The organism is Massilia sp. UYP32, from assembly GCF_050434365.1.
In the GTDB taxonomy this organism is placed as follows: Bacteria; Pseudomonadota; Gammaproteobacteria; order Burkholderiales; family Burkholderiaceae_D; genus Telluria; species Telluria timonae.
Genome location: NZ_JBNDIK010000020.1, coordinates 95,583 through 117,476, shown reverse-complemented (window position 1 = coordinate 117,476; position 21,894 = coordinate 95,583). Strand labels below are relative to the sequence as shown.

The following is a 21,894-nucleotide window of genomic DNA, read 5'->3' as shown; positions in this document are numbered from 1 at the left end:
AAGCCCGATGCATAAAGGATGGCCAGATTATGCACAGTTGCTTGCCGGGAGTCACTAATTATGCGGTCGGGTGCGTCAACGGCGCGCGACAAGACTTGCTATGATCGCGATGCTATTGGACTAACCAGAATAGGAGAACCAGATGAGCCATTCCCTGTACGCCGCCTCGGTGCCGGTATTCCGCCAGCTGCTGGGCAGCCTCGCCGCAGTGCTTGAAAAAGCCGAGGCCCACGCCCAGGAGCGCCGCATCGAGCCGGACGCCCTGCTGCAGGCGCGCCTCTACCCCGACATGTTCCCGCTGGCCAGGCAGGTCCAGATCGCCACCGACTTCGCCAAGGGCGCGAGCGCGCGCCTGGCCGGGGTCGAGCCGCCGCGCTACGAGGATGGCGAGCACACCTTCGCCGAGCTGCAGCAGCGCATCAGCAAGACGCTGGGCTTCATCGACAGCCTGAAAGCGGCGGATGTGGAAGCCGGCGCCACCCGTCCTATCACCCATGGCAGCGGCGAGCGGGCGCGCCAGTTCGACGACGGCGCGCGCTACCTGACGCACTTCGCGCTGCCGCAGTTCTTCTTCCACGTGACGACGGCGTACGCGATCCTGCGCCACAACGGCGTCCCGATCGGCAAGAAGGATTTCATCGGGGCCTATTGAGCCCCGCGCTTAACTGTTCCGGCGCGGATAACCCTGCGCCAGGATGCGCTGCCACACGACTTCCTTCGCGGCGGCGTCCATCGACACCCAGTTGGCGACTTCGGCGACCGTGCGGCCGCAGCCGCGGCACACCTCGTCGAAGGTGGTGGAGCACACCGCCACGCACGGGGTGTCGGGACGTTCGGGCAAGGGCGCCGCGGGGGCGCCGTCTTCAGGCCGGGCCGACATCGAGCTTGTCCCAGCCTTCATGGCCGAGCTTTTCCATGGTGGCGATGTTCTTCTCGAAGATCGCTTCCGCTTCCGGGAAGGCGTCGACCGCGCGCGCGATGCTGTCCTCGCGCAGCAGGTGCAGGATCGGATACGGGGCGCGGTTGGTGTAGTTGGCGATATCGTTGGCGTCGGTGTCCGCGAACTGGTAGTCCGGGTGGAAGGACGCCACCTGCAGCTCGCCGTCGAGCTGCGTGTCCTCGACCGCGACATCGGCCACGTCCAGGAACTCGTTGTAGTCCTCGAAATCGTTCAGCACGAAAGGATGGATCAGCAAGGTCGTATCGACCTGCTCCGGGCTGGTGTCGGACAGGCGCTGCAGCTCGTCCATCAGGGTTTCGAGCAATTGCTCGGGCGTGGTGGCGTTCGAGACGACGTAGCGCACCTGCTCCTTGACATAGACCGACTTGGCGAAGGGACAGAGATTGAGGCCGATGACGGCGCGCTCCAGCCACTTGCGGGTGGCGGCGACGATGGCGTCATCGTCGGCGTTCAGATTGGGGGTGCTCATGGTGAAACTTTCGAAAGCGAGGCGAACAGCAAAGCCTGGATTGTACGCACTCTTTGCGCCCACTCATAGTTCGACCCCGCCACGGCGCTAAGGTTTGCCAGACGCGACCGTTATTCGAGGTGGGTCGGGCAAAAAGCGTCCTGCTCGTCAATATCCGTGATATGTACGGCATCTTCCGTTTTCATGATGCCAACGGATGACATTTTTCCTTCGGCCTGAATTGTAACGACAGCGACTTAATTCTTGACTGACTCGACAATTGATACGTACACTGCCCTCTTGTCCTGTCCGTTCGTTCCTGGACGCAACACTGGAAACGCCTCATGAAGCCCATGCACGACACGAAACGCTCCATCTTCACCCTGGCCGCGCTGGCCCTCCTGGCAGCAGCGCCGCTGAGTCAGGCGATGGACGCGGCTCCGGCTTCAGGCGCCTACGCCGCGCCCAGCATCGAACGCCCGGCGCTGTCGCCGATGAAGCTGGACGCCGACGACTACCGTGAGACCGATGTCTGGGGCCGCATCCGCAGCGGCTATGCGATTCCCGACCTGAACAATGCCCTGGTGACGCGCCACACCCAGGCCTATGCGGCCCACCCGGGCAACCTGTCCCGCATTTCCGGGCGCGCCTCGCCCTATCTGTATCACGTGGTGTCGGAACTCGAAAAGCGCGGCATGCCGACCGAGCTGGCGCTGCTGCCGGTGATCGAGTCGGCCTTCAATCCGCAAGCCATGTCGAGCGCCAACGCCGCCGGCCTGTGGCAGTTCGTGCCGGGCACCGGCAAGGACTTCGACCTGCGCCAGAACATGTTCAAGGACGAGCGGCGCGGCGTGATCGCCTCGACCGACGCCGCCCTGTCCTACTTGCAACGCCTGTACACGATGTTCGGCGACTGGCCGCTGGCCCTGGCGGCATATAACTGGGGCGAAGGCAATGTTCAGCGCGCCATCAAGAAAAACCAGGAACTGGGCAAGCCGACCGACTTCGACAGCCTGGCCGAGCTGATGCCGGCCGAAACCCGCAACTACGTGCCGAAGCTGCAGGCGGTCAAGAACGTGGTGGCCAATCCTTCCCAGTATGGCGTCACCCTGCCGGCAATCGACAACCAGCCTTATTTCACCACGGTCGACAAGACCAGCGACATCGACCTGGCCATCGCGGCCCAGCTGGCCGAAATGTCGCTCGACGAATTCAAGGCGCTCAATCCGCAGTTCAAGAAGCCGGTCATCATCGGCGGCGAGCGCACCAAGATCCTGCTGCCGAAAGAAAACGCCGAGAAATTCCACATCAACCTGGCGCAATGGGGCCATGCCCTGTCCACCTGGACCACGCACAAGATCACCAGCGCCCGCGTGACGATTTCCCAACTGGCCTCGAAATTCGGCACCACGCCCGAAGTCATCCGCCAGGCCAACAACATCCCGCCGCAGATGCGCCTGAAGGCCGGCTCGACGATCCTGGTGCCGAAGACCTCGGCCTCGAACCAGGGCGACATCGCCGAGAACATCATCGAGAACGCCGTGCTGGCCTTCGAGAGCGACCGCAGCAAGGCCAAGCGCAATGCCTCGCGCTTCAAGGCCAAGGCGGGCGCCAGCAAGAGCGGCAAGCGCATCGCCCGCAATACCTCGTCCGCGCGCAAGCAGCGCTGATATATTGCCGTGCAGCATTAACTGCACGGTTTGACGCGCTGTCGTGCAAAGAACCGGAAAAACCTGTATAGTTCCGTTTGTGCGCTGCGACATCGCGCCCGCATCATGAACCTCATGAGCCGGTGATAGCAGCGTCAGCAGTACAACAAGCAGCTACGCAAACCCCAGGCAGCTCGATCAGAGCGCCTTTCCAAAGCCTCCCGCCTTGCGTGTCGTTTCCAGACACCGTCCCGGCGCAAAGCTTTTGTGCCGAAATTTCTTTCATTACTGAGTCATTTCGTTTGTCGGTTCGCGTTGCATTTTTACGTTCGCGCCACATGTGCGAACGTGCATGATTTATTCCGAAAGTAAAGAACACATGAGTTTTGAAGCACTAGGCCTGCACGCGTCCATCGTCCAGGCAGTGGCCGACACCGGCTATACCAATCCGACCCCGGTCCAGGCGCAAGCCATCCCCGCGGCCATCGCGCGCCGCGACCTGCTGGTCTCGTCGCAAACCGGTTCGGGCAAGACCGCGGCCTTCATGCTGCCGGCCCTGCACCACCTGGCGAACGCCGAGCCTGCTCCTGCCGGCAAGACTCCTGCGCAAGAAGCGCAGGCTGCCCGCGCACGCGGCGAACGCGTCCGTTTCAAGCCGGCCCAGCCGAAGATGCTGGTCCTGACCCCGACCCGCGAGCTGGCCCTGCAAGTGACCAGCAACACCGACAAGTACACGGCCCATATGCGCCGCGTGCGTTGCGTCTCGATCCTGGGCGGCATGCCCTACCCGAAGCAGATGCAACTGCTGGCCAAGAATCCCGAGATCCTGGTGGCGACGCCGGGCCGCCTGATCGACCACATGGAATCGGGCAAGATCGACTTCTCGCAGCTCGAGATCCTGGTGCTGGACGAAGCCGACCGCATGCTCGACATGGGCTTCATCGACGACATCGAGAAGATCGTCGCCGCCACGCCGTCGACCCGCCAGACCATGCTGTTCTCGGCAACCCTGGACGGCGTCGTGGGCAATATGGCGCGCCGCATCACCAGCGACCCGCTGACGATCCAGATCGCCAGCGCCACCAACCGCCACGAGAACATCGTGCAGCGCGTGCACTTTGTCGACGACCTGTCGCACAAGAACCGCCTGCTCGACCACCTGCTGCGCGACGAGACGCTGGACCAGGCCGTGGTGTTCACCGCCACCAAGCGCGACGCCGACATGATCGCCGACCGCCTGAACATCGCCGGCTTCGCCGCCGCCGCGCTGCATGGCGACATGCACCAGGGCGCCCGCAACCGCACGCTGGACAGCCTGCGCCGCGGCAGCGTCAAGGTGCTGGTCGCAACCGACGTCGCCGCGCGCGGCATCGACGTGCCGAACATCACCCACGTGGTGAACTACGACCTGCCGAAGTTCCCCGAGGACTACGTGCACCGCATCGGCCGCACCGGCCGTGCCGGCCGCAACGGCACCGCGATCTCGCTGGTCAACCACGCCGAGAACATGAACATCCGCCGCATCGAGCGCTTCACCCGCCAGCCGATCCCGGTCAACGTGATCGAAGGCTTCGAACCGAAGCGCGCGGCGGCGCCGCGTTCGGCCGCGCGTCCGGGCTGGAAGCCGGGCGACGGCCGCAACGGCAAGCCGGCCCAGCGCGGTTTCGGCAAGCCGTCGGGTCCGCGTGAGGGTGGCTACGAGCGCGGCTACGCCGATCGCGCGCCACGCGAAGGCTATGCGGCGCGTCCGCACGGCGACCGCCCAGCCGGCGAGAGCCGTTACGCCGATCGTGGCCCGCGCGAGGGTTACGCCCCGCGCCCACAAGGCGACCGTCCGGCCGCCGACCGTGCGCCACGCGACGGCAACCGCTTCGGCGGCCCGCGCGAAGGCCAGGGCCAGCGCCGCGAAGGCGGCTACAAGGGCGCCCACCCGCGCTCGATGGACGGCGCACGCCGTTCGTTCGGCGAATAAGCATGTCCCCGCGCAGGCGGGGATCCTGACTTGGCGTCAGTGAAAAACGGCTGCTTCGGCAGCCGTTTTTTTTATGGCGGATGCCCGGCCAAGCGCCGGCGTCCGACTTGCGCGATAATTCCACGATCAACGACAACCGGACATCCCATGAGCACCACCGACCAACCCATCAAACTCACCTCGTTCTCGCACGGCGGCGGCTGCGGCTGCAAGATCGCGCCCGGCGTGCTGGCCGAGATCCTCAAGTCCTCGGGCGGCTTCCCGCTGCCGAAGGAGCTGATGGTCGGGATCGAGACCTCGGACGACGCCGCGGTCTACCAGCTCAACGACGAGCAGGCGCTGGTCGCCACCACCGATTTCTTCATGCCGATCGTCGACGACCCGTTCGACTTCGGCCGCATCGCCGCCACCAATGCGATCTCTGACGTGTACGCGATGGGCGGCACCCCGATCATGGCGCTGGCCCTGGTCGGCATGCCGATCAACAAACTGCCGCTCGAGACCATCGGCCGGATCCTGGAAGGCGGCGCCTCGATCTGCCGCGAAGCCGGCATCCCGATCGCCGGCGGCCACACGATCGATTCCGTCGAGCCGATCTATGGCCTGGTAGTGATGGGCCTGGTGCATCCGGCCAAGGTCAAGAAGAACAGCGCCGCCCGCGCCGGCGACGTGCTGGTGCTGGGCAAGCCCCTGGGCGTGGGCGTGCTGTCGGCCGCGCTCAAGAAGGGCGTGCTGGGCGAGGAAGGCTATGCGGCCATGATCGCCAACACCACCAAGTTGAACAAGCCGGGCCGCCTGCTGGCCGACATGCCGGGCGTGCACGCCATGACCGACGTCACCGGCTTTGGCCTCTTGGGCCACCTGCTCGAGATCGCGCGCGGCGCCCAGCTGCACGCGCAATTGGATATGCCGGCGATCCCGCTGCTGCCAGGCGTGCTGCAACTGGCGCACGACGGCTTCTTCACCGGCGCTTCAGGCCGCAACTGGGATGCCTATGGCAAGGACGTCCAGCTGGATGCATCCCTCACCCCGGCCCAGCGCGCGCTGCTGACCGATCCGCAAACCTCGGGCGGGCTGCTGGTGGCCTGCGATCCGGCCGCGGTCGACGACGTGCTGGCCCTGTTCGCGCGCGAAGGGTTCGCGGACGCGGCGGTGGTCGGGCGCATCGACGCCGGCGCCGCCGGCGTCAGCGTTCGCGCCTGAACGCGGCGCTGAGCGCCGCGCCAGGCCCGGCCAGCTGGAACAGGCCGGGGTCCCTCCCCGGCTGCCCCAGCACGGGCGACAGGCGCAGCTCGGCGCCGTCGAGCACCAGGCGCGCGGACGGCCATTGCAGCAGGTTGTGGCGCGGCGCCACCCCACCGGCCGGCATCGAGACCAGCCAGCTCAATGCGCCGAGCCCGCGGTCGACCAGTCCGGCGCACCAGGCATGGCTGCCGTGCACCCCGACGCGGTAGCCCGCGGCGCCGCCCAGCGCGCTGCGCACCCCGGCCAGATAGTGCTTCAGCACGCCATCGATGTCGGCCGGCGTCGTGTCCTCGCCCAGGGCGAAATAGATCGCGCTGCCGGGCGGCTGTCCGGCCGCGCGGGCCAGGTGCAGGGCCTCGGCGCCGTCGCGCAAGCCCTGCTGGCGCGTGAGCCGGTCGCGCGCCCCGCATCCCTCCCATAGCGCGCCGATGCGCAGACCGGCGCCGCACAGGCGCTGCGCCTCCCCGGCGTCGAGGTTGGTCGATGGATCGCGGCTGTAGCGCCGCATGACGAAGTCGATGCCGCGCCGGCGCAGCGAGGCGGCGTGGGCCGCGATGGTAAACGGCGAATCGCAGCCGCGCAGCAGTCCCATGGTGCATCTCCCGAACAGTTTTTGCGTCCGATTGGTTTTGGGCAAGAACTTACTGTGCCATTCGCGGCGTCACCTCGGATTGACTGAGCGCAACGGCATGGTCAGCTTCCGCCGACGCCTGCGCCGTCGCTGCGGCCGTCGCCACGCGCAAACAGCTTGTCGCGCGCCAGCCTGCTGATCGCCACCGTGGCCGGATGGCTCATGCGGCGCTCGGTCGTGATCGCATACACCTGCTCGACCACCGACTCGACCTGGCCCAGCGCGACCAGTCCGTACTGGCTGGCGACCTGGGCCGCGATCACGCTCGGCGCGAAGAACACGCCGGCGCCCGAGCGGCCGAAGGCCTGGATCATCGCGCTGTCGTCGAACTCCCCCACCACGCGCGGATGCACGTCGCAGCGCTCGAGCCAGCGCAACAGCCGCTGGTGGATCGCGAAATCCTCGCCCGGCAACAGCAGCGGCGCATTGTGCAGGCAGGCCGGGAACGGCTGGTCGAAGCTGGCCGCCAGCGCCTCGGTGCAAAAGGCCGTCATCGGGCTCTCGCCCAGCAAGTGGTTATAGGCGCGCACGCTGAAGTGGCCCGGGATCGGGCGGTCGGCGATGACCAGGTCGAGCCGGTGCACCGCCAGGTCGGCGATCAGGCTGTCGAGGCGCCCTTCGCGGCAGATCAGCTTGACGGGCTCTTTCAGCTTGAGCGCCGGCTCCACCAGGTCGAAGGCGATCAGCTTGGAGACCGAGTCGGCGCAGCCGACGCGGTAGGTGGTGGTGGCGAAGGCGTGGTAGCGCACCAGCTCGAGCAGCTCGTCGCCGGTATTGAAAATCTCTTCGGCATAGCTCACGATGCGGCGCCCGGTGTCGGTCAGTTCGAGCTTGCGCCCGACCCGGCGAAACAGTTCCACGCCCAGGCTGTCGGCGAATTCGGACAGCTGGCCCGAGATCGAGTGCGGGGTCAGGTGCAGTTGCTCGGCCGCCCTGGCGATGCTGCCGGTCTTCGCCACCATCCAGAAGTAGCGCAGGTGCTTGTAATTGAGTGTCGACATGGCGCGCTCTCGTAAACATCGAAAAAACCGATGTTACATCAAATAAGATTCGATTTGTGCGATGTATCGGTGCGCTCTATAGTGGGGTTTTATTATCAACCGGAGGACTGTCATGCCCCCTCGTCTCACTGCAAGTACAAGGAGTAGCCGATGAACGGATTGGAAACCATCGCAAGCCCCATGATGTGGGCCGGCTTCGTCGGCTTCGTGCTCGTCATGCTGGCGCTCGACCTGTTCGTCTTCGGCGGCAACAAGGCGCACAAGGTCAGCGTCAAGGAAGCCGGCATCTGGTCGCTGGTGTGGGTCAGCCTGGCGCTGATCTTCAATGCCGCCCTGTACTTCTACCTGAAGGACACCGCCGGCCCTGAAATCGCGAGCCAGAAATCACTCGAATTCTTCTCGGGCTACCTGATCGAGAAAGCGCTGTCGGTCGACAACGTGTTCGTGTTCCTGCTGATCTTCACCGCCTTCCAGGTGCCGCAGCAATACCAGCGCCGCGTCCTGATCTATGGCGTGCTCGGTGCGATCATCATGCGCGCCATCATGATCAGCGCCGGCGCCTGGGTCGTGAGCGAATTCAGCTGGGTCCTGTACCTGTTCGGCGCCTTCCTGCTGTTCACCGGTATCCGCATGCTGGTGGCGGTCGACGAAGAACCGGACGTGGCCAACAACCCGATCCTGAAGCTGGCGCGCAAGCACCTGCGGGTGGCCGAGGGCGACCATGGCGAGAAGTTCTTCGTGCGCAAGGACGGCCTGCGTTACGTGACACCGCTGTTCCTGGTGCTGATCCTGATCGAGGTGACCGACCTGATCTTCGCGGTGGACTCGATCCCGGCAATCTTCGCGATCACGACCGACCCGTTCATCGTGTTTACGTCGAACATGTTCGCGATCCTGGGCCTGCGTGCGCTGTACTTCCTGCTGGTCGACGTGGCTGACCGCTTCCACCTGCTCAAGTATGGCCTGGCGATGGTCCTGACCTTCATCGGCGTCAAGATGCTGATCATGCCGTGGTATCACGTGCCGGTGCAGGCTTCGCTGACCGTCGTCGCCGTGCTGATCGCTGGCAGCTGCATCGCCAGCCTGATGATCAAGCCGAAGGGCGAAGCGAAGTAAGAAGCAAAGTAAGAAGCAAAGAACGCCGCTGGCGCGAGGTCGACGATGTCAGCCACGCGCCAGCGGCGGAATATCGCAGGCCGGCTGCGCCGGCGGCTCCCCGCCGCCGGCCTGCCCCACCCGCTCGTATTCGGCGATCACCTGGGCTCCCAGCAGCAGCAAGGTGGCGGCGATCTCCAGCGAGAACATCACCACGATCGCGGTCGTCATCGAGCCATACACCAGGTTCACCTGCGACAGCGTCGAGAAATACCAGACCAGCACGTGGCGCGCGATTTCCCACAGCAGCGCCGCCGTCGCGCCGCCGATGAAGGCATGCCAGATCGACAGCCTACCCACCGGCATCACCAGGTAGATCGAGGTCAGCACCAGGATCTCGCCCGCCAGTCCCAGCAGGTACAGCAATATTCCCGACACCCCGCCCAGCGACCACTTGTAGTTGAACAGCCAGACGCTCTCGGACCCCATCACCTGCAGCGCGCCGGCGACCAGCGTTACCACCATGATGCCGATGCCCAACGCCAGGATATAGCAATAAGGCAGCACGGCCGAGACCAGAAAATGGCGCCGCCGCACCGCGACCCGGTGCACGAAGATCACGCTCATCGCATTTTCCAGCACGGTAAACGCGAGCGAGCTGAAAAACAGCATGGTCAGCGCCAGCACCCAGGTCAGCAGCTGGCGGTCCTGCAGGAAGTTGGCGACCTCGGTCACGATCGGGCGCGACTGGCCCGGCACCAGCAGCTCGAGATAGCGGCGCAAGGTGTCGAGCAGCTCCACCGGATCGATGAAATGCGACAGCGCCACCACCACCAGCATCAGGAACGGCACGATCGACAGCAGCGCGTAATAGGCGACGGCGCCGGCCAGCAGCAGGCCCTGGTTGGCGCGAAAGCCGCGCAGCACCTGCAGGGTGAACCTGAGGGGATGCGACAGGATGTAGATATTGGCGCGCTGGTCCTTCAGGCGCGCGCGCCAGTCACGCCGGCGGCTCATCTCGCCAGCCGGATGCCGGTGAACTGCCAGCGTGCGCCGGACGGGAAGAAGTTGCGGTAGCTGGCGCGCGCATGGCCCTCGGGCGTGGCGCACGACGAGCCGCGCAGCACGTACTGGTTGACCATGAACTTGCCGTTGTATTCGCCGATGGCGCCCGGCGCCGGAGAATAGCCGGGATATGGCGCGTAGCTGCTGCCCGTCCACTGCCAGCAGGCGCCGAACATCTGCTGCAGGCCGGCGCCGCTGGCCGCCGCCGGATGATGCACAGGCACTCCGCCCAGGCTCGACTGGCGCGCGGCAAATTCCCATTCCGCCTCGGTAGGCAGGCGTGCGCCACGCCAGCGCGCATAGGCGTCGGCCTCGTACAGCGAGACGTGGGTGACGGGACGCTCGGGGTCGAGCGGCTGCACGCCGTGCAGGGTGAACTCGCGCCAGCCATCCTCGTGCTCGATCCAGTACAAGGGCCGCGTGATCTCGCCCGAGCAGACGCGGTCCCAGCCTTCCGCCAGCCACAGGCTCGGGTCGCGGTAGCCGCCGGCCTCGATGAAGGCGCGGTATTCGCCGTTGGTGACGAGGCGCGAGGCCAGCGCGAACGGCGCCACATAGGTGCGATGGCGCGGCAGCTCGTTGTCGAAGCAAAACCCCGTGCCCTTGTGGCCGATCTCGGCCAGGCCGCCTTCGAACGCCAGCCAGTCGAGCCGCGGCGCCGGCTCGGATGCCGCCATCGGCTCGGCCGCATAGGCCGGATACAGGGGATTTTGCGCCAGCAGGTGCTTGACGTCGGTGAGCATCAGCTCCTGGTGCTGCTGCTCGTGCTGCAGGCCCAGTTCGACCAGCGCCGCCAGCGCGTCGTCGATGCCGCGCGCCAGCAAGGCGTCCATGCGGCGGTCGACGTCGTGGCGGTAGGCTTTCACTTCGCCCAGCGACGGCCGCGTGAGCAGGCCGCGCTGCGGGCGCGGATGCTTGTCGCCGACGCCGTTGTAATAGGAGTTGAAGATGACCCGGAACGCCGGGTGGAACGGCGCGAAGCCCGGCTCGCGCGGCTCGAGGATGAAAGTCTCGAAGAACCAGGTGGTGTGCGCCAGGTGCCACTTGATCGGGCTCGCGTCGGGCATCGACTGCGCGCAGCAATCCTCGTCGGACAACGCCTCGGCAAGGTGCAGCGAACGGCCGCGCACCCGGGCGAAGGTGCGCGGCAGGCCCTCGTCGCGCAGCATGTTCATGGGGAGATGGCCTGTGCGTGGATCACCGCGAACCAGCGCTGGGGATCGGTCCAGACGCGGGTCGCCTCGAAGCCAGAACGCTCCAGCAGCCCGATGGCGTCGGCCTGCTGGTATTTATAGCTGTTCTCGGTGTGGATGCAGTCGCCCGCCTCGAAGCGGCGCGCGCCGCCGCGCCAGTGCACCTCTTGCGGCGTGCGCGCCTCGAGGTGCATCTCGATGCGTCCGCGCGCGGGGTTGTAGAAGCCGTGGTGGCGCCACTGGCGGATGTCGAAATCGGCGTCGACCAGCCGGTTCACGTGGCGCAGGATGTTCAGGTTGAAGGCGGCGGTCACGCCCAGCGCGTCGTCATAGGCGGCGTCGAGCGTGGCTTTATCCTTGGCCAGGTCGATGCCGATCAGGATGCCGCCATCCGGCCCGCACTGCGCGCGCAGGCGCTTCAGGAAGGCCTGCGCATCCTCGGGCGTGAAATTGCCGATCGAGGAGCCGGGATAGAAGAACAGGCGGCGCTCGGCGCGCACCTGGTCGGGCAATTCGAAACGGTTCGAGAAATCCATGCCCAGCGCTTCCATCGCGATCTGCGGGAAGCGCTGGCGCAGGCGCGCCAGGGCGTCATGGGTGAATTCGCTGGAGATGTCGACCGCCACGTATTGCGCCGGCTGCAGGAGCGGAAACAGCTTGGCCGCCTTGGCGCAGTTGCCGGCGCCGAGGTCGATCAGGGTGGTCCCAAGGCCGGCCACGCGCGCGATCTCGGCGCCATGGCGTTCGAAGATCGCGGCCTCGGTGCGGGTCGGGTAATATTCGGGCAGTTCGCAGATGGCCTCGAACAGCTTGGAGCCGAGCGCGTCGTACAGGAATTTGGGCGAGATGCAGGCATCATCGGCGCCCAGGCCGGCGTGCAGCTCTTGCGCGTCGTGGGCGTTGGCAACGGCGGCCTGGCGCTCGTCGGATGTGCAGGTTGTCAGCATAAGGTTTATCATTCGTGCCGCCACGCCGCACCATGCGAGATGGCATATGAGGATGTCTTCTATCGTTGCTGTTTTTACCATCATAGCGGATTCCCCCGATTCGCTGTGCGCGCGACAATTCAAGCGTGCAGGGTTTTGCCCTGCGACATTTCTAAGTTGAAATATGGATCAGCGACTTCATTGGGAGACCGTGTACCGCACCAAGGCGCCGGATGCGGTGAGCTGGTACGCCCCGCACCTGGACACCTCGCTCGCCCTGATCGGGCGCAGCGCCGGCGCGCCCTCGGCCGCCATCATCGACGTCGGCGGCGGCGAAGCCACGCTGGTCGACGACCTGCTGGCGCGCGGCTACACCGACGTGTCCGTGCTGGACATCTCGGCCGAGGCGATCCGCGTCGCCCGCGCGCGCCTGGGCGCCCGGGCCGGCCGGGCCCAGTGGCTGGTGGGAGACATCACGAAGGCCGAGCTGCCGGAACGGCGCTACGACGTCTGGCACGACCGCGCCGTGTTCCACTTCCTGCTCGAACCCGCGCACAGGGCGGCCTACGTGCGCCAGGTGGCGCGCGCCATGCGCCCGGGCGGCAGCGTGATCGTCGCCACCTTCGGCCCCGAAGGACCCACCAAATGCAGCGGCCTGGACATCGTGCGCTATGACGCCGAAGGCTTGCACGACGAGTTCGGCCCGGCCTTCCGCCTGGTCGAAAGCCGCACCGAACTGCACCGGACGCCGTTCGGCACGACACAGCAATTCGTCTATTGTTTTTGCCGGGTGGAATGATCGGCCTTTATAATTCGTATTCCGTCCCGATTAACCATCAATGAAGAACACCATGACCATGTCCCTTCGCCGTCACGTCCTGAAAACCCTGTGCGCAGCTGTTGCCGGCACAATGCTGATCGCAGGCGCCGCGAGCGCCCAGAGCAATGGCGTGCTGCGCGTCTCGGCCATCCCCGACGAATCGCCGACCGAACTGCAGCGCAAGTTCAAGCCGCTGGGCGAATACCTGGCCAAGGCCACCGGCCTGAAGGTCGAGTTCACCCCGGTGACCGACTACGCCGCCTCGGTCGAAGGCCTGATCAACCGCAAGATCGACATGGTCTGGTTCGGCGGCTTCACCTTCGTGCAAGCCAATGTGCGCAGCAAGGGCCAGGTGACCCCGCTGGTGCAGCGCGAGGAAGACGAGAAATTCCGCTCGGTCTTCATCACCACCGTGCCTGGCATCACCAAGCTGGAAGACCTGAAGGGCAAGACCCTGGCCTTCGGTTCGGAATCGTCGACCTCGGGCCACCTGATGCCGCGCTCCTTCCTGTTGCAAGCCAAGATCAACCCGGACACCGACCTGAAGCGCATCGCCTTCTCGGGCGCGCATGACGCGACCGTGGCGGCCGTGGCCGGCGGCAAGGTCGATGCCGGCGCGCTGAACATCTCGGTCTGGGAAAAGCTGGTCGAGAGCAAGAAGGTCGATCCGAAGCAGGTGCGCGTGTTCTACACCACCCCGGGCTATTTCGACTACAACTGGACCGTGCGCACCGACATGGATCCGGCGCTCAAGAAGAAGATCACCGACGCCTTCCTGGCGCTGGACGGCTCGACCGCCGAAGGCAAGCAGATCCTCGACCTGCAGCGCGCGACGAAATTCGTGCCGACCAGAACCGCCAACTATGGCGCGATCGAAGCCGCCGCACGCAATGCGGGCCTGCTGAAGTAATCCGGGAAAGCGATTCACCATGGCGACCTACCGCCTGCGCGGCCTGACCGTGCGCCACCTGGCCGGCAGCCGCGCGCCGGCCCTGCACGCGCTCGACCTCACGATCCGCGCCGGCGAGCAGGTCGCCCTGATCGGCCCTTCCGGGGCCGGCAAGACCACCCTGCTGTCCACCCTCGCCTGCGCCCACCGGCCGGCCGAGGGCGCCCTGGAGATCTTCGGCCAGGACCCGTGGCGGCTGAACGGGGCCGAGCGCCACCACCTGCGCTCGCGCCTGTTCCTGGCGCCGCAGGCGCCGCCCCTGCCGCCGCGCCAGCGCGTGGTGACGGCGGTGCTGGCCGCGCGCCTGCCGCACTGGTCGCTGTGGCAGGCCCTGGCCTCGCTGGTGCGCCCGCAGGATCCCGACGCCGCGCATGCCGCGCTGGCGCGTTTTTCGCTGGGCGACAAGCTGTATGCGCGGGTCGACCGCCTGTCCGGCGGCGAACGCCAGCGCTGCGGCCTGGCGCGCCTGCTGCTCTCGAACGCCGAAGCGCTGCTGGTCGACGAGCCGATCTCGGCGCTCGACCCGGCGCTCGCGCGCCACACCCTGGCCACGCTGCGCCAGGAAGCGCAGGGGCGCAACGCGACCCTGGTGTGCAGCCTGCACCAGGTCGAACTGGCGCGCGAACAGTTCCCGCGCCTGGTCGGACTGCGCGACGGCCGCATCGTGTTCGATGCGCCGCGCGAAGACGTCAGCGACGCCATGATCGCCGAGCTGTACGCCAACGAGCAGGTCGAGCCGGCGCCCGCCACCCTGCACGAGACACCCGGCCAGATCGCCGTCGGCGCCTGCTTCTGATGAGCGCCGCTGCAGTCCTTCACCGCGATCCCGCGTGGCGCACGCGCGTCACCTGGGCCGCGATGTTCGTCGTCCTGCTGTACCCGCTGCTGGCCGGCGCCGAATTCAAGCCCTGGCTGCTGTTCGATGCGCAAAGCCTGCGCGCGGCCGGGATGTTCCTGTCCGATTTCCTCGTCCCCGCGGTCGAACCCGACTTCCTGGCGATGGTGCTGCGCGAGACCTGGCAGACGGTGGCGATCGCCACCGCCGGGCTCACGCTGGCCTTGCTGGTGGCGATTCCCGCCACCTTCGTCATCACCGAACGCCTGTCGATCTCGCGTCTGGGCACCGGCCGCGTGCATCCGTTCGCGGCGCTGGTGCGCCAGGGCCTGCGCTGGATCCTGATGGTCTTGCGCTCGGTGCCCGAACTCGTGTGGGCGCTGCTGTTCGTGCGCATCGTCGGCCTGGGGCCGACCGCCGGCGTGCTGGCGATCGCCCTGTCGTACAGCGGCATGCTGGCCAAGGTGTATGCCGAGATCCTCGAGTCGAGCGACGCCCATGCCACCGACGTCCTGCTCGCCAACGGCGCCGGCCGCCTGCCGGCGCTGCTGTACGGCGCCCTGCCCGATTCGAGCGCCGAACTGGTGTCGTATACCGTGTACCGCTGGGAGTGCGCGATCCGCGGCTCGGCGGTGATGGGCTTCGTCGGCGCCGGCGGCCTGGGCCAGCGCCTGGACGAATCGACCAAGATGATGGCCGGCGGCGAAGTCGCCACCATGCTGATCGTGTTCGTGCTGCTGGTGGCGGCGGCCGACCTGGTGTCGAAGATGCTGCGCCGGAGGCTGGGATGAAGCCATCGACCTTGCCTCCAGCGCCTCCACGCGACCTCAGGACCTGGCTGATCCTGCTTGGCCTGCTGGCCCTGGTCGTGGCCAGCTTCGCCTCGCTGCCGCTGCAATGGAGCGCCTTCTTCACCGCCGAGGCGATCGATTCAAGCCGCGAATTCCTGGCCGGCTTCGCGCCGCCCGAGACCGGCATGCCGTTCCTGCTGAAGACCCTGGGCGCGTTGTGGGAGACGCTGGCCATGTCGGCCATCGGCACCCTGCTCGCCGCCGCCGTCGGCCTGCCGCTGGCGCTGGCCGGCGCCGGACGCCTGGGCCGCGCGGCGCGGCTCGTAACGCGCCTGGTGCTCAATGTGCTGCGCTCGATTCCCGAACTGGTGTGGGCCGCGGTGCTGCTGGTGCTGGCCGGCCTGGGGCCGATGGCCGGCACCCTGGCGCTGGCCGCGCACACGGCCGGGGTGCTGGGACGGCTGTTCGCCGATGCCCTGGAAAACGTCGAGCCGCATGCCGAGCAGAGCCTGCGCACCAACGGCGCGCGGCCGCTGGCGGCCTTCCTGTACGCTACGCTGCCCCAGGCGCTGCCGCAGATGCTGTCGTATACGCTGTACCGCTGGGAGAACAATATTCGCGCGGCGGCGGTGCTGGGCGTGGTCGGGGCAGGCGGCCTGGGCCAGATGCTGAAGTACCACCTGTCGCTGTTCCAGATGCCCAGCGCGGCCACCGTGGTGATCGCGATGCTGGTGCTGGTGGCCCTGGTCGATGCGGCCAGCTACCTGCTGCGGCGTGCCCTCACCCGCTAGACCCTCGCTAGATCCATATCGCCTGCATGCTCGAACTCGACCAGCTCACCAAATCCTACGGCGGCCGCACGGTGCTCGCCCAGCTGTCGCATGTGTTCCAGGCCGGCGAGTTCGTGGCGATCATGGGCGAATCGGGCGTCGGCAAATCGACCCTGCTCAACCTCATCGCGGGGCTCGACATGCCGGATGCCGGCCAGGTGATCGTGGACGGCGCGCCGATGTCCAGCCTCGACGACGACGCCGCCACCCGCCTGCGGCGCACCCGCATGGGCTTCATCTTCCAGGCCTTCCACGTGCTGCCGCACCTGACCCTGCGCCAGAACGTGGCGCTGCCGCTGCTGCTCAACAAGGAGTCCGGCGCGCGCGCGGAGGAACGCGTCACCGCGATGCTCGAAGCCGTCGGGCTAAGCGGACGGGGCGGCGATTTCCCGCGCCAGCTGTCGGGTGGCGAACTGCAGCGGGTGGCGATCGCGCGCGCCCTGGTGCACCGCCCGGCCCTGCTGCTGGCGGACGAGCCAACCGGCAATCTTGATCCGGAAACGGCCGACGTGATCCTCCAGCTCTTGCGCCATGAAACGCGCGCCCACGGCGCCGGCGCCATCATGGTCACCCACTCCCACGCCGCGGCCGCCATGGCCGACAAGGTGCTGCTGCTCACCCATTCCGGCCTGAAATTAGCATAAGTTCCTGGAAGAAACGCACAATTGCGCCATTTTTAGTTAAATTTCGCGAATCGTGCGCAACATAATCGTAGTAATATCACAACGACCCGCCGCGATAAAGCGAATACAACAGGCGGGGCTACTTTTCCAGAACGGTCGATCTGTCTTGAATCATGTTTTCATATTGGAGAATCGACATGAGCGTACGACAGAAAAAACAGGAAATGCTCGAGGCCATGCATCGAGCGCGGGCGCTCGAGCCCTCGAGTTTCGTGCCCAACAAATTGCTCGACACGCTAATCGAGCGCCTGCAGCTGAAGAACGACGCGGAGCTGTGCCGCGTGCTCGAAGTGCAGCCGCCGATCATCAGCAAGATCCGCCACCGCAAACTCAACGTCGGCGCAACCATCCTGCTGCGCATGCACGAGAAGTCGAACATCCCGATCCGCGAACTCAAGGAATTGACGAGCGCGTCGGCGATCCACTAGCGCTCAGTCCTGGGCCGGCGGACGCCCGGTCTTGAGCTGTGGCAGCGCGCCCAGCACGCTCTGCAGGGTGGCCACGTCGAGCTGGCCCAGCAGGGCCACACCAATGCGCAGCAGTTCGCTCTTCTTGACGTCGATGCCGGCCCGCAAGCAGGCCTGCTTGACTTCGAGCAGCACCGCGTATTCGCGCTCGGGCATGGTGAAGCTGTCGCGCACCAGCACCGGACGCGCATCCTGGACCGGCGCGCGCAGCGCCGACCTGGGCGCCGGCCTGGGCGCCGGCACGGGCGCCTTGGCGGCCGGCTTCCTGGCCGGCGGGTGCGCGAGCGCCCTGGCGGCCGACTTGACCGCCGTCCTGAGCCCGCCCTTTGCCGTTGCGGCCTTGGCTGCGGACTTGACCACGGTCTTGGCCGCGGTCTTTGCGATGGTCTTGGCCGCCGTTGTTGGACTGGCGCTCTTCGCCCTGGGGCGCTGCGCGCGCGCTGCCGCTGGTTCGGGCGCGGCCGCCGGCTTGCGTGGCATGGGTGCTGCTCCATCGTTGAAAGGGCAAATAGTATAAACGATTTAGCCGCTTCCCGCAGGATGCCGTACATACCGCGCGCTTGCTGCCGCCGGCGCCGATCGGTGTCACAATACGGTCTCCACAGGAGCGGCCTTCTGTTTTTTAGAAGTATTCATTCTGTAAACTCCGCTTTTATGGGAATGCATCCTGTATTATTCTTTCGAGCGGACAACTCTGCTGTAAACTCCGCGCGACGTAGAAATTTTTTGAGGAAAACGTGATTCAACCCGGGCCAGTATGCGCAACAAAGCTCATTTGATCCTGCCGGTGCTGTTCGCCATCGCCCTGGCCTTCTTGTTGCAACATTTTCTCGGCTCGATCGCCTGGGCCGGCCTGCTGGCGGTGATCACCTGGCCGTTGCACCAGCGCCTGCTTCGACGCGGCTGGGCGCCGCTGGCCAGCGCCAGCTTCATGCTGCTGCTCCTGGTGGTCAGCTTCGTCGGGCCGTCGGTGCTGCTGTTCCACACCCTCACCTACGAGCTGGCCAGCCTGCAGCGCATGCTCATCAGCTTCAACCAGACCGGGGTGCCGGTGCCGAGCTGGCTGGCCAACCTGCCGCTGGTGGCCGAACCCGCCGTCAAGTGGTGGCTCGAGCACCTCGCCGTGCCGGGCGGGCTGAACGCCCTGGTGCGCACCACGGTGGGCGACTTCATGCCGCACCTGACCGATACCGCGCGCGTCTGGGGTTCCACGATCCTGGCCAACGCCCTGTATCTGTTCCTCACCCTGCTCACGCTGTTCGTGCTGTACGTGCACGGCTCCAGCGTCATGCACTACATCGACCGCGCCGGCGCGCGCCTGTTGCCCGACCAGTACACCAAGCTGCGGCGCGTGCTGCCGCTGTCGGTGCGCGGCACCGCGCTGGGACTGGGTTCGATCGCGATCCTGGAAGGCATCGTGCTGGGCGTGGCCTACTGGGTGGCGGGCGCCCCGGCCCCGGTGCTGCTGGGCGTGATTACCGGCTACCTGGCCCTGATCCCGGGCGGCGCGCCGCTGTCGTTCACGATGGTCTCGCTGCTGCTGTTCGGCCAGGGCCACTCGGCCGAGGCGCTGGGCCTGTTCACCTGGGGCGCGGTCGAGCTGTTCCTGGTCGATAAATTCATCCGCCCGAAACTGATCGGGCAGCGCGTCAACCTGCCCTTCCTGGCGGTGCTGTTCGGCCTCCTGGGCGGCGTCTCGACCTTGGGCGTGATCGGCCTGTTCGTCGGCCCGCTGATGATGGCGATCCTGTTCGGCTGGCTGCGCGACGAGCCGCCGGGCACGGCGCACCTGGTGGCGCCACCCGCGCCCCCGGCTGCAGCCGGGTCAGGCGACGCCGAGCGGGTGGGTTAGCGAATTCATCGCCGCGGCGCGCAGGTGCAGGTCCCACAGCGCGCCCACGCGCAGGCCGGCCTGCACCGCGACCAGCTCGGCGATGTCGAGTTCTTCCATCAATCCGATCAGGATCGCCAGCCCGCCCGGCAAGTGCGAGACGCGTTCGGCCGGCGCATGGGCCAGGCGCACCCGCGCCACGTGGCCAAGTTCGATGAAATCGGCGCGCAGGCGCTCGAGGCCGGACCGGGACAGTACGCCTTGCGGCTCGCCCCTCGATTGGGCGATCTCGGCCAGCGCGCGCACGGCGCCGCAGGCGCCATAGGCCCGCTCCCAGCGCTGGGCGCCCAGCCTGGCCTCGGCGAAGCGGCTGCGGCTCGAACGCACCGCGGCGTCGAAGGCGGCGCTGTCGAGCCGGCCGTCGGCAAAGAAGGTCAGGCTCTGGCGCACGGCGCCGATGGCGAAGGTTTCGATGCGCCGGATGGCGGCGCCCTGGCCCAGCACCAGCTCGGTCGCGCCACTGCCGACATCGACCACCAGGCGCGCAGCGTCCTGCTCCCCGAGGGTGGTCGCCACGCCCAGGTACACCAGGCGGCCGACCTCGTCGCCGGCGATCAGCTCGACCGGCCGGCCCAGCGCCCTGCCGGCCGCCGGCAGGAACAAAGCCGCATTGCGCGCCATGCGCAGGGCCGAGGTCGCCACCACGCGCACCGCCTGCGGATGCCAGGCGTCGAGCACGCCGCGAAAACCCTCCAGGCATGCCAGCGCGCGGCGCATGGCGGACGTGCAGAGCATGCCGTCCTCGTCGAGCGTCGCGGCCAGCCGGACCGGCTCGGCCATGGTGGCGACCAGGCGCAGCGCGCCGTCCTCGACATGCCCGACATGCAGGCGGAAGCTGTCCGAGCCCAGCTCGACGGCGGCGTAGATGGGTGATTCAATCGTTGAGGCTTGCATGGCGCGTCCTTTGAACAGGCCGCAGCATAAGCCTCGCGCGTGACATGCGCGTGACGGCGCGCCGCATCGCGGCGCGCGCGCACTCACGTGAGGCCACTCACACCTCGGCCAGCGTCTCGCCGGCCAGCTCCACCCGGTTGCGTCCCGCCTGCCTGGCCCGCTGCAGGGCCTCGTCGGCGCGCTGGAACAGGGTCGTGGTGCTGTCCTCGGGGCGGATGATGGTGACGCCGAAGCTGGCGGTCAGCTTGATCATCGCGCGCTCGCCCTTGAACGGGGTCGACTCGATCGCGGCGCGGATGCGCTCGGCCACCAGCGCCGCCTCCGTGAGGTTGGTGCGCGGCAGCAGGAGCGCGAACTCGACGCCGACCACCCTGCCCAGCTGGTCGCTGTCGCGCAGCTGGCGCCGGCACAGCTCGACCATCTGGCGCAGCACGACGTCGCCGGCCGGGTGGCCATAGCTGTCGTTGACGCGCTTGAAACCGTCCGGATCGAACACCACCAGCGCGGTCGGCAGGCCCGGACGGCGCGCCAGCGCCATCCACGGCCCCAACAGCTGGAAGAAGCCGCGCCGGTTCGGCGCATCGGTCAGCGGATCGATCACCTCGGCGCGCTCGAGCGCGTCCTGCAGGCGCTCACGCGTCAGCAGCAGCACGCCGAAGGCATTGCCGAGCATGAGCAGGTACAGGGCGCCGCTGGACAGCTGGCCCAGCAGCTCGCTCGTCAGCCAGCCCCAGCCGCCCGGCAGCAGCAGCACCGACAGGCCGCGCGCGGCCACCACCAGGGCCAGCGCCATGCTGGCCAGCGCCAGGAAGCGCTGCAGCAGGCTGACGTCGCGCCAGCGCCAGCTCAATGCCAGCGCGCCCGAGAAATAGAAGCCGCCCAGCAGCAGCGAGGCCGCCACGGCGCGCAAGGCTTCCTCGTCGATCAGGTAGCACAGGAAGAAAGCCAGGATCGCGAGGCCGCCGGCGATCATGGTCGGGGTGCGCCAGGCACGCCGCCGCGCCGCCTCCCACGAGGCGCCGCCCTCGACCGCCACGCCGGCGAACAGCAAGGCGTAGCCGCCCGGCACCGCGATCGCAGCCGGCACCACGCCGGCGTCGCCCAGGGCCAGCAGCAGCCAGGCGCCGCCCTGGATCTGTTTCGACAGGCTCCACAGCACCAGCGCCGGCGAGCGGTTCGGTCCGTGATTGAAGAAGGTCAGCAGCGCGCACAGGGTCAGGTTGCCCAATGCCAGTACCAGGACCATGGTCGACGCGTCCAGCATCATTGTGTCAGTACTCATGTTCGACGTTCAGGGTGCCGTCGCCGACCTTGCTGGCCCAGGCGCGGGTGAAATAGTCCCGCTCCGCTTCCAGGGGCGGTTCGTGCCAGAACACGATCAGGGTGCCCTTGTGATCGTGCAGCTGCGTGACTTTATCGACGAAGCCGCCATTGCCCGATCCCTCGGCCAGCGCCGTCGCGTAGCCATACACGCGCTGCAGCCGTTCGAGCCGGTCCGGCTCGGCCACGGCATTGGTCGCGGTCATGGTGGGATGGTCCAGGAACATG

At 67.0% G+C, this 21,894-nt stretch carries 24 protein-coding genes; 13 read left to right on the top strand and 11 right to left on the bottom strand.

The genetic code is table 11. The features are described 5' to 3' along the window. The first annotated feature begins 142 nt into the window (after positions 1 to 142). Positions 143 to 652: a DUF1993 domain-containing protein gene (locus ABIB42_RS16985; protein WP_005669694.1), complete on the top strand. Its 510-nt coding sequence runs from the start codon at positions 143 to 145 to the stop codon at positions 650 to 652. Between the two features lie 9 nt (positions 653 to 661). On the opposite strand, the gene ABIB42_RS16980 is transcribed toward ABIB42_RS16985, so the two are convergent. Both ABIB42_RS16980 and ABIB42_RS16975 read right to left on the bottom strand, forming a co-directional pair. After that, on the bottom strand, positions 662 to 880 hold the full coding sequence (locus ABIB42_RS16980) for a DUF1289 domain-containing protein (RefSeq protein WP_071363261.1): 219 nt from the start codon (positions 878 to 880) through the stop codon (positions 662 to 664). Further along, positions 864 to 1,430 carry a DUF1415 domain-containing protein gene (locus ABIB42_RS16975; protein WP_429248684.1) on the bottom strand — a complete coding sequence of 189 codons (567 nt, stop codon included), beginning with the start codon at positions 1,428 to 1,430 and terminating at the stop codon, positions 864 to 866. The genes ABIB42_RS16980 and ABIB42_RS16975 overlap by 17 nt, the downstream gene beginning before the upstream one ends. A gap of 323 nt (positions 1,431 to 1,753) precedes the next feature. On the opposite strand from ABIB42_RS16975, the gene ABIB42_RS16970 reads away from it, so the two are divergent. The 3 genes from ABIB42_RS16970 (at position 1,754) to selD (ending at position 6,233) form a co-directional block, all read left to right on the top strand. Further along, positions 1,754 to 3,079 (top strand): transglycosylase SLT domain-containing protein, encoded by a 1,326-nt coding sequence (locus tag ABIB42_RS16970; protein ID WP_005669688.1) that lies wholly within the window; start codon positions 1,754 to 1,756, stop codon positions 3,077 to 3,079. Between the two features lie 358 nt (positions 3,080 to 3,437). After that, on the top strand, positions 3,438 to 5,030 hold the full coding sequence (locus ABIB42_RS16965; RefSeq protein WP_040777672.1) for a DEAD/DEAH box helicase: 1,593 nt from the start codon (positions 3,438 to 3,440) through the stop codon (positions 5,028 to 5,030). A 147-nt stretch (positions 5,031 to 5,177) separates the two neighbouring features. Then, the gene (selD, locus tag ABIB42_RS16960) at positions 5,178 to 6,233 is read left to right on the top strand and encodes a selenide, water dikinase SelD (protein ID WP_429248683.1); all 1,056 of its coding nucleotides are present in this window, start codon (positions 5,178 to 5,180) and stop codon (positions 6,231 to 6,233) included. Here the strand turns inward: selD and ABIB42_RS16955 are convergent. Together ABIB42_RS16955 and nhaR are read right to left on the bottom strand one after the other, a co-directional pair. Further along, entirely contained in the window at positions 6,217 to 6,867 is a 651-nt protein-coding gene (locus tag ABIB42_RS16955) for a glycoside hydrolase domain-containing protein (protein ID WP_005669683.1), read from the bottom strand. The genes selD and ABIB42_RS16955 overlap by 17 nt on opposite strands. 101 nt (positions 6,868 to 6,968) lie before the next feature. Further along, positions 6,969 to 7,907, bottom strand: a complete 939-nt coding sequence (gene nhaR, locus ABIB42_RS16950; protein WP_429248682.1) for a transcriptional activator NhaR — start codon at positions 7,905 to 7,907, stop codon at positions 6,969 to 6,971. A 150-nt stretch (positions 7,908 to 8,057) separates the two neighbouring features. Between nhaR and ABIB42_RS16945 the strand changes: the two genes are divergently transcribed. Further along, positions 8,058 to 9,023, top strand: a complete 966-nt coding sequence (locus ABIB42_RS16945) for a TerC family protein (RefSeq protein ID WP_005669679.1) — start codon at positions 8,058 to 8,060, stop codon at positions 9,021 to 9,023. A gap of 48 nt (positions 9,024 to 9,071) precedes the next feature. Here the strand turns inward: ABIB42_RS16945 and ABIB42_RS16940 are convergent, their stop codons facing one another. Genes ABIB42_RS16940 through egtD form a run of 3 tightly spaced genes read right to left on the bottom strand, consistent with a single transcriptional unit; the run spans position 9,072 to position 12,207 of the window. After that, entirely contained in the window at positions 9,072 to 10,019 is a 948-nt protein-coding gene (locus ABIB42_RS16940) for a YihY/virulence factor BrkB family protein (protein ID WP_005669677.1), read from the bottom strand. After that, a complete protein-coding gene (gene egtB / locus ABIB42_RS16935; RefSeq protein ID WP_005669675.1) occupies positions 10,016 to 11,242 on the bottom strand; it encodes an ergothioneine biosynthesis protein EgtB in 1,227 nt (408 codons plus the stop codon). The genes ABIB42_RS16940 and egtB overlap by 4 nt, the downstream gene beginning before the upstream one ends. After that, positions 11,239 to 12,207: an L-histidine N(alpha)-methyltransferase gene (egtD, locus tag ABIB42_RS16930; RefSeq protein ID WP_157225686.1), complete on the bottom strand. Its 969-nt coding sequence runs from the start codon at positions 12,205 to 12,207 to the stop codon at positions 11,239 to 11,241. The genes egtB and egtD overlap by 4 nt, the downstream gene beginning before the upstream one ends. Positions 12,208 to 12,370: 163 nt before the next feature. On the opposite strand from egtD, the gene ABIB42_RS16925 reads away from it, so the two are divergent. The 7 genes from ABIB42_RS16925 (at position 12,371) to ABIB42_RS16895 (ending at position 17,522) form a co-directional block, all read left to right on the top strand. Then, positions 12,371 to 12,985 (top strand): class I SAM-dependent methyltransferase, encoded by a 615-nt coding sequence (locus ABIB42_RS16925; RefSeq protein WP_184239518.1) that lies wholly within the window; start codon positions 12,371 to 12,373, stop codon positions 12,983 to 12,985. 52 nt (positions 12,986 to 13,037) lie between these two features. Continuing rightward, entirely contained in the window at positions 13,038 to 13,916 is an 879-nt protein-coding gene (locus ABIB42_RS16920; protein WP_184239519.1) for a putative selenate ABC transporter substrate-binding protein, read from the top strand. 19 nt (positions 13,917 to 13,935) lie between these two features. Then, positions 13,936 to 14,751: a phosphonate ABC transporter ATP-binding protein gene (locus ABIB42_RS16915; RefSeq protein WP_005669667.1), complete on the top strand. Its 816-nt coding sequence runs from the start codon at positions 13,936 to 13,938 to the stop codon at positions 14,749 to 14,751. After that, complete coding sequence (locus ABIB42_RS16910) at positions 14,751 to 15,581, top strand: PhnE/PtxC family ABC transporter permease (protein ID WP_273029664.1); 831 nt, start codon at positions 14,751 to 14,753, stop codon at positions 15,579 to 15,581. The genes ABIB42_RS16915 and ABIB42_RS16910 overlap by 1 nt, the downstream gene beginning before the upstream one ends. Continuing rightward, the gene (phnE, locus tag ABIB42_RS16905; protein WP_005669664.1) at positions 15,578 to 16,372 is read left to right on the top strand and encodes a phosphonate ABC transporter, permease protein PhnE; all 795 of its coding nucleotides are present in this window, start codon (positions 15,578 to 15,580) and stop codon (positions 16,370 to 16,372) included. Before ABIB42_RS16910 ends, phnE begins: the two co-directional genes overlap by 4 nt. 26 nt (positions 16,373 to 16,398) lie before the next feature. Continuing rightward, positions 16,399 to 17,055, top strand: coding sequence for an ABC transporter ATP-binding protein (locus tag ABIB42_RS16900; RefSeq protein ID WP_184239524.1), 657 nt, complete (start codon positions 16,399 to 16,401; stop codon positions 17,053 to 17,055). Between the two features lie 176 nt (positions 17,056 to 17,231). Further along, entirely contained in the window at positions 17,232 to 17,522 is a 291-nt protein-coding gene (locus tag ABIB42_RS16895) for a hypothetical protein (RefSeq protein ID WP_005669661.1), read from the top strand. A gap of 3 nt (positions 17,523 to 17,525) precedes the next feature. On the opposite strand, the gene ABIB42_RS16890 is transcribed toward ABIB42_RS16895, so the two are convergent. Continuing rightward, positions 17,526 to 18,041: a hypothetical protein gene (locus ABIB42_RS16890; protein WP_273029665.1), complete on the bottom strand. Its 516-nt coding sequence runs from the start codon at positions 18,039 to 18,041 to the stop codon at positions 17,526 to 17,528. 277 nt (positions 18,042 to 18,318) lie between these two features. Here ABIB42_RS16890 and ABIB42_RS16885 point away from each other — a divergent pair, with 277 nt between their 5' ends. Next, on the top strand, positions 18,319 to 19,413 hold the full coding sequence (locus ABIB42_RS16885) for an AI-2E family transporter (RefSeq protein WP_005669658.1): 1,095 nt from the start codon (positions 18,319 to 18,321) through the stop codon (positions 19,411 to 19,413). On the opposite strand, the gene ABIB42_RS16880 is transcribed toward ABIB42_RS16885, so the two are convergent. The 3 genes from ABIB42_RS16880 to ABIB42_RS16870 form a co-directional block, all read right to left on the bottom strand. Beyond that, complete coding sequence (locus tag ABIB42_RS16880) at positions 19,387 to 20,346, bottom strand: hypothetical protein (protein WP_429248681.1); 960 nt, start codon at positions 20,344 to 20,346, stop codon at positions 19,387 to 19,389. The two genes, ABIB42_RS16885 and ABIB42_RS16880, sit on opposite strands and share 27 nt — an antisense overlap. A 97-nt stretch (positions 20,347 to 20,443) precedes the next feature. Further along, positions 20,444 to 21,628 (bottom strand): GGDEF domain-containing protein, encoded by a 1,185-nt coding sequence (locus ABIB42_RS16875; RefSeq protein ID WP_429248680.1) that lies wholly within the window; start codon positions 21,626 to 21,628, stop codon positions 20,444 to 20,446. Continuing rightward, a complete protein-coding gene (locus ABIB42_RS16870; protein WP_005669652.1) occupies positions 21,618 to 21,893 on the bottom strand; it encodes a hypothetical protein in 276 nt (91 codons plus the stop codon). Before ABIB42_RS16870 ends, ABIB42_RS16875 begins: the two co-directional genes overlap by 11 nt. Position 21,894 lies beyond the last annotated feature (1 nt).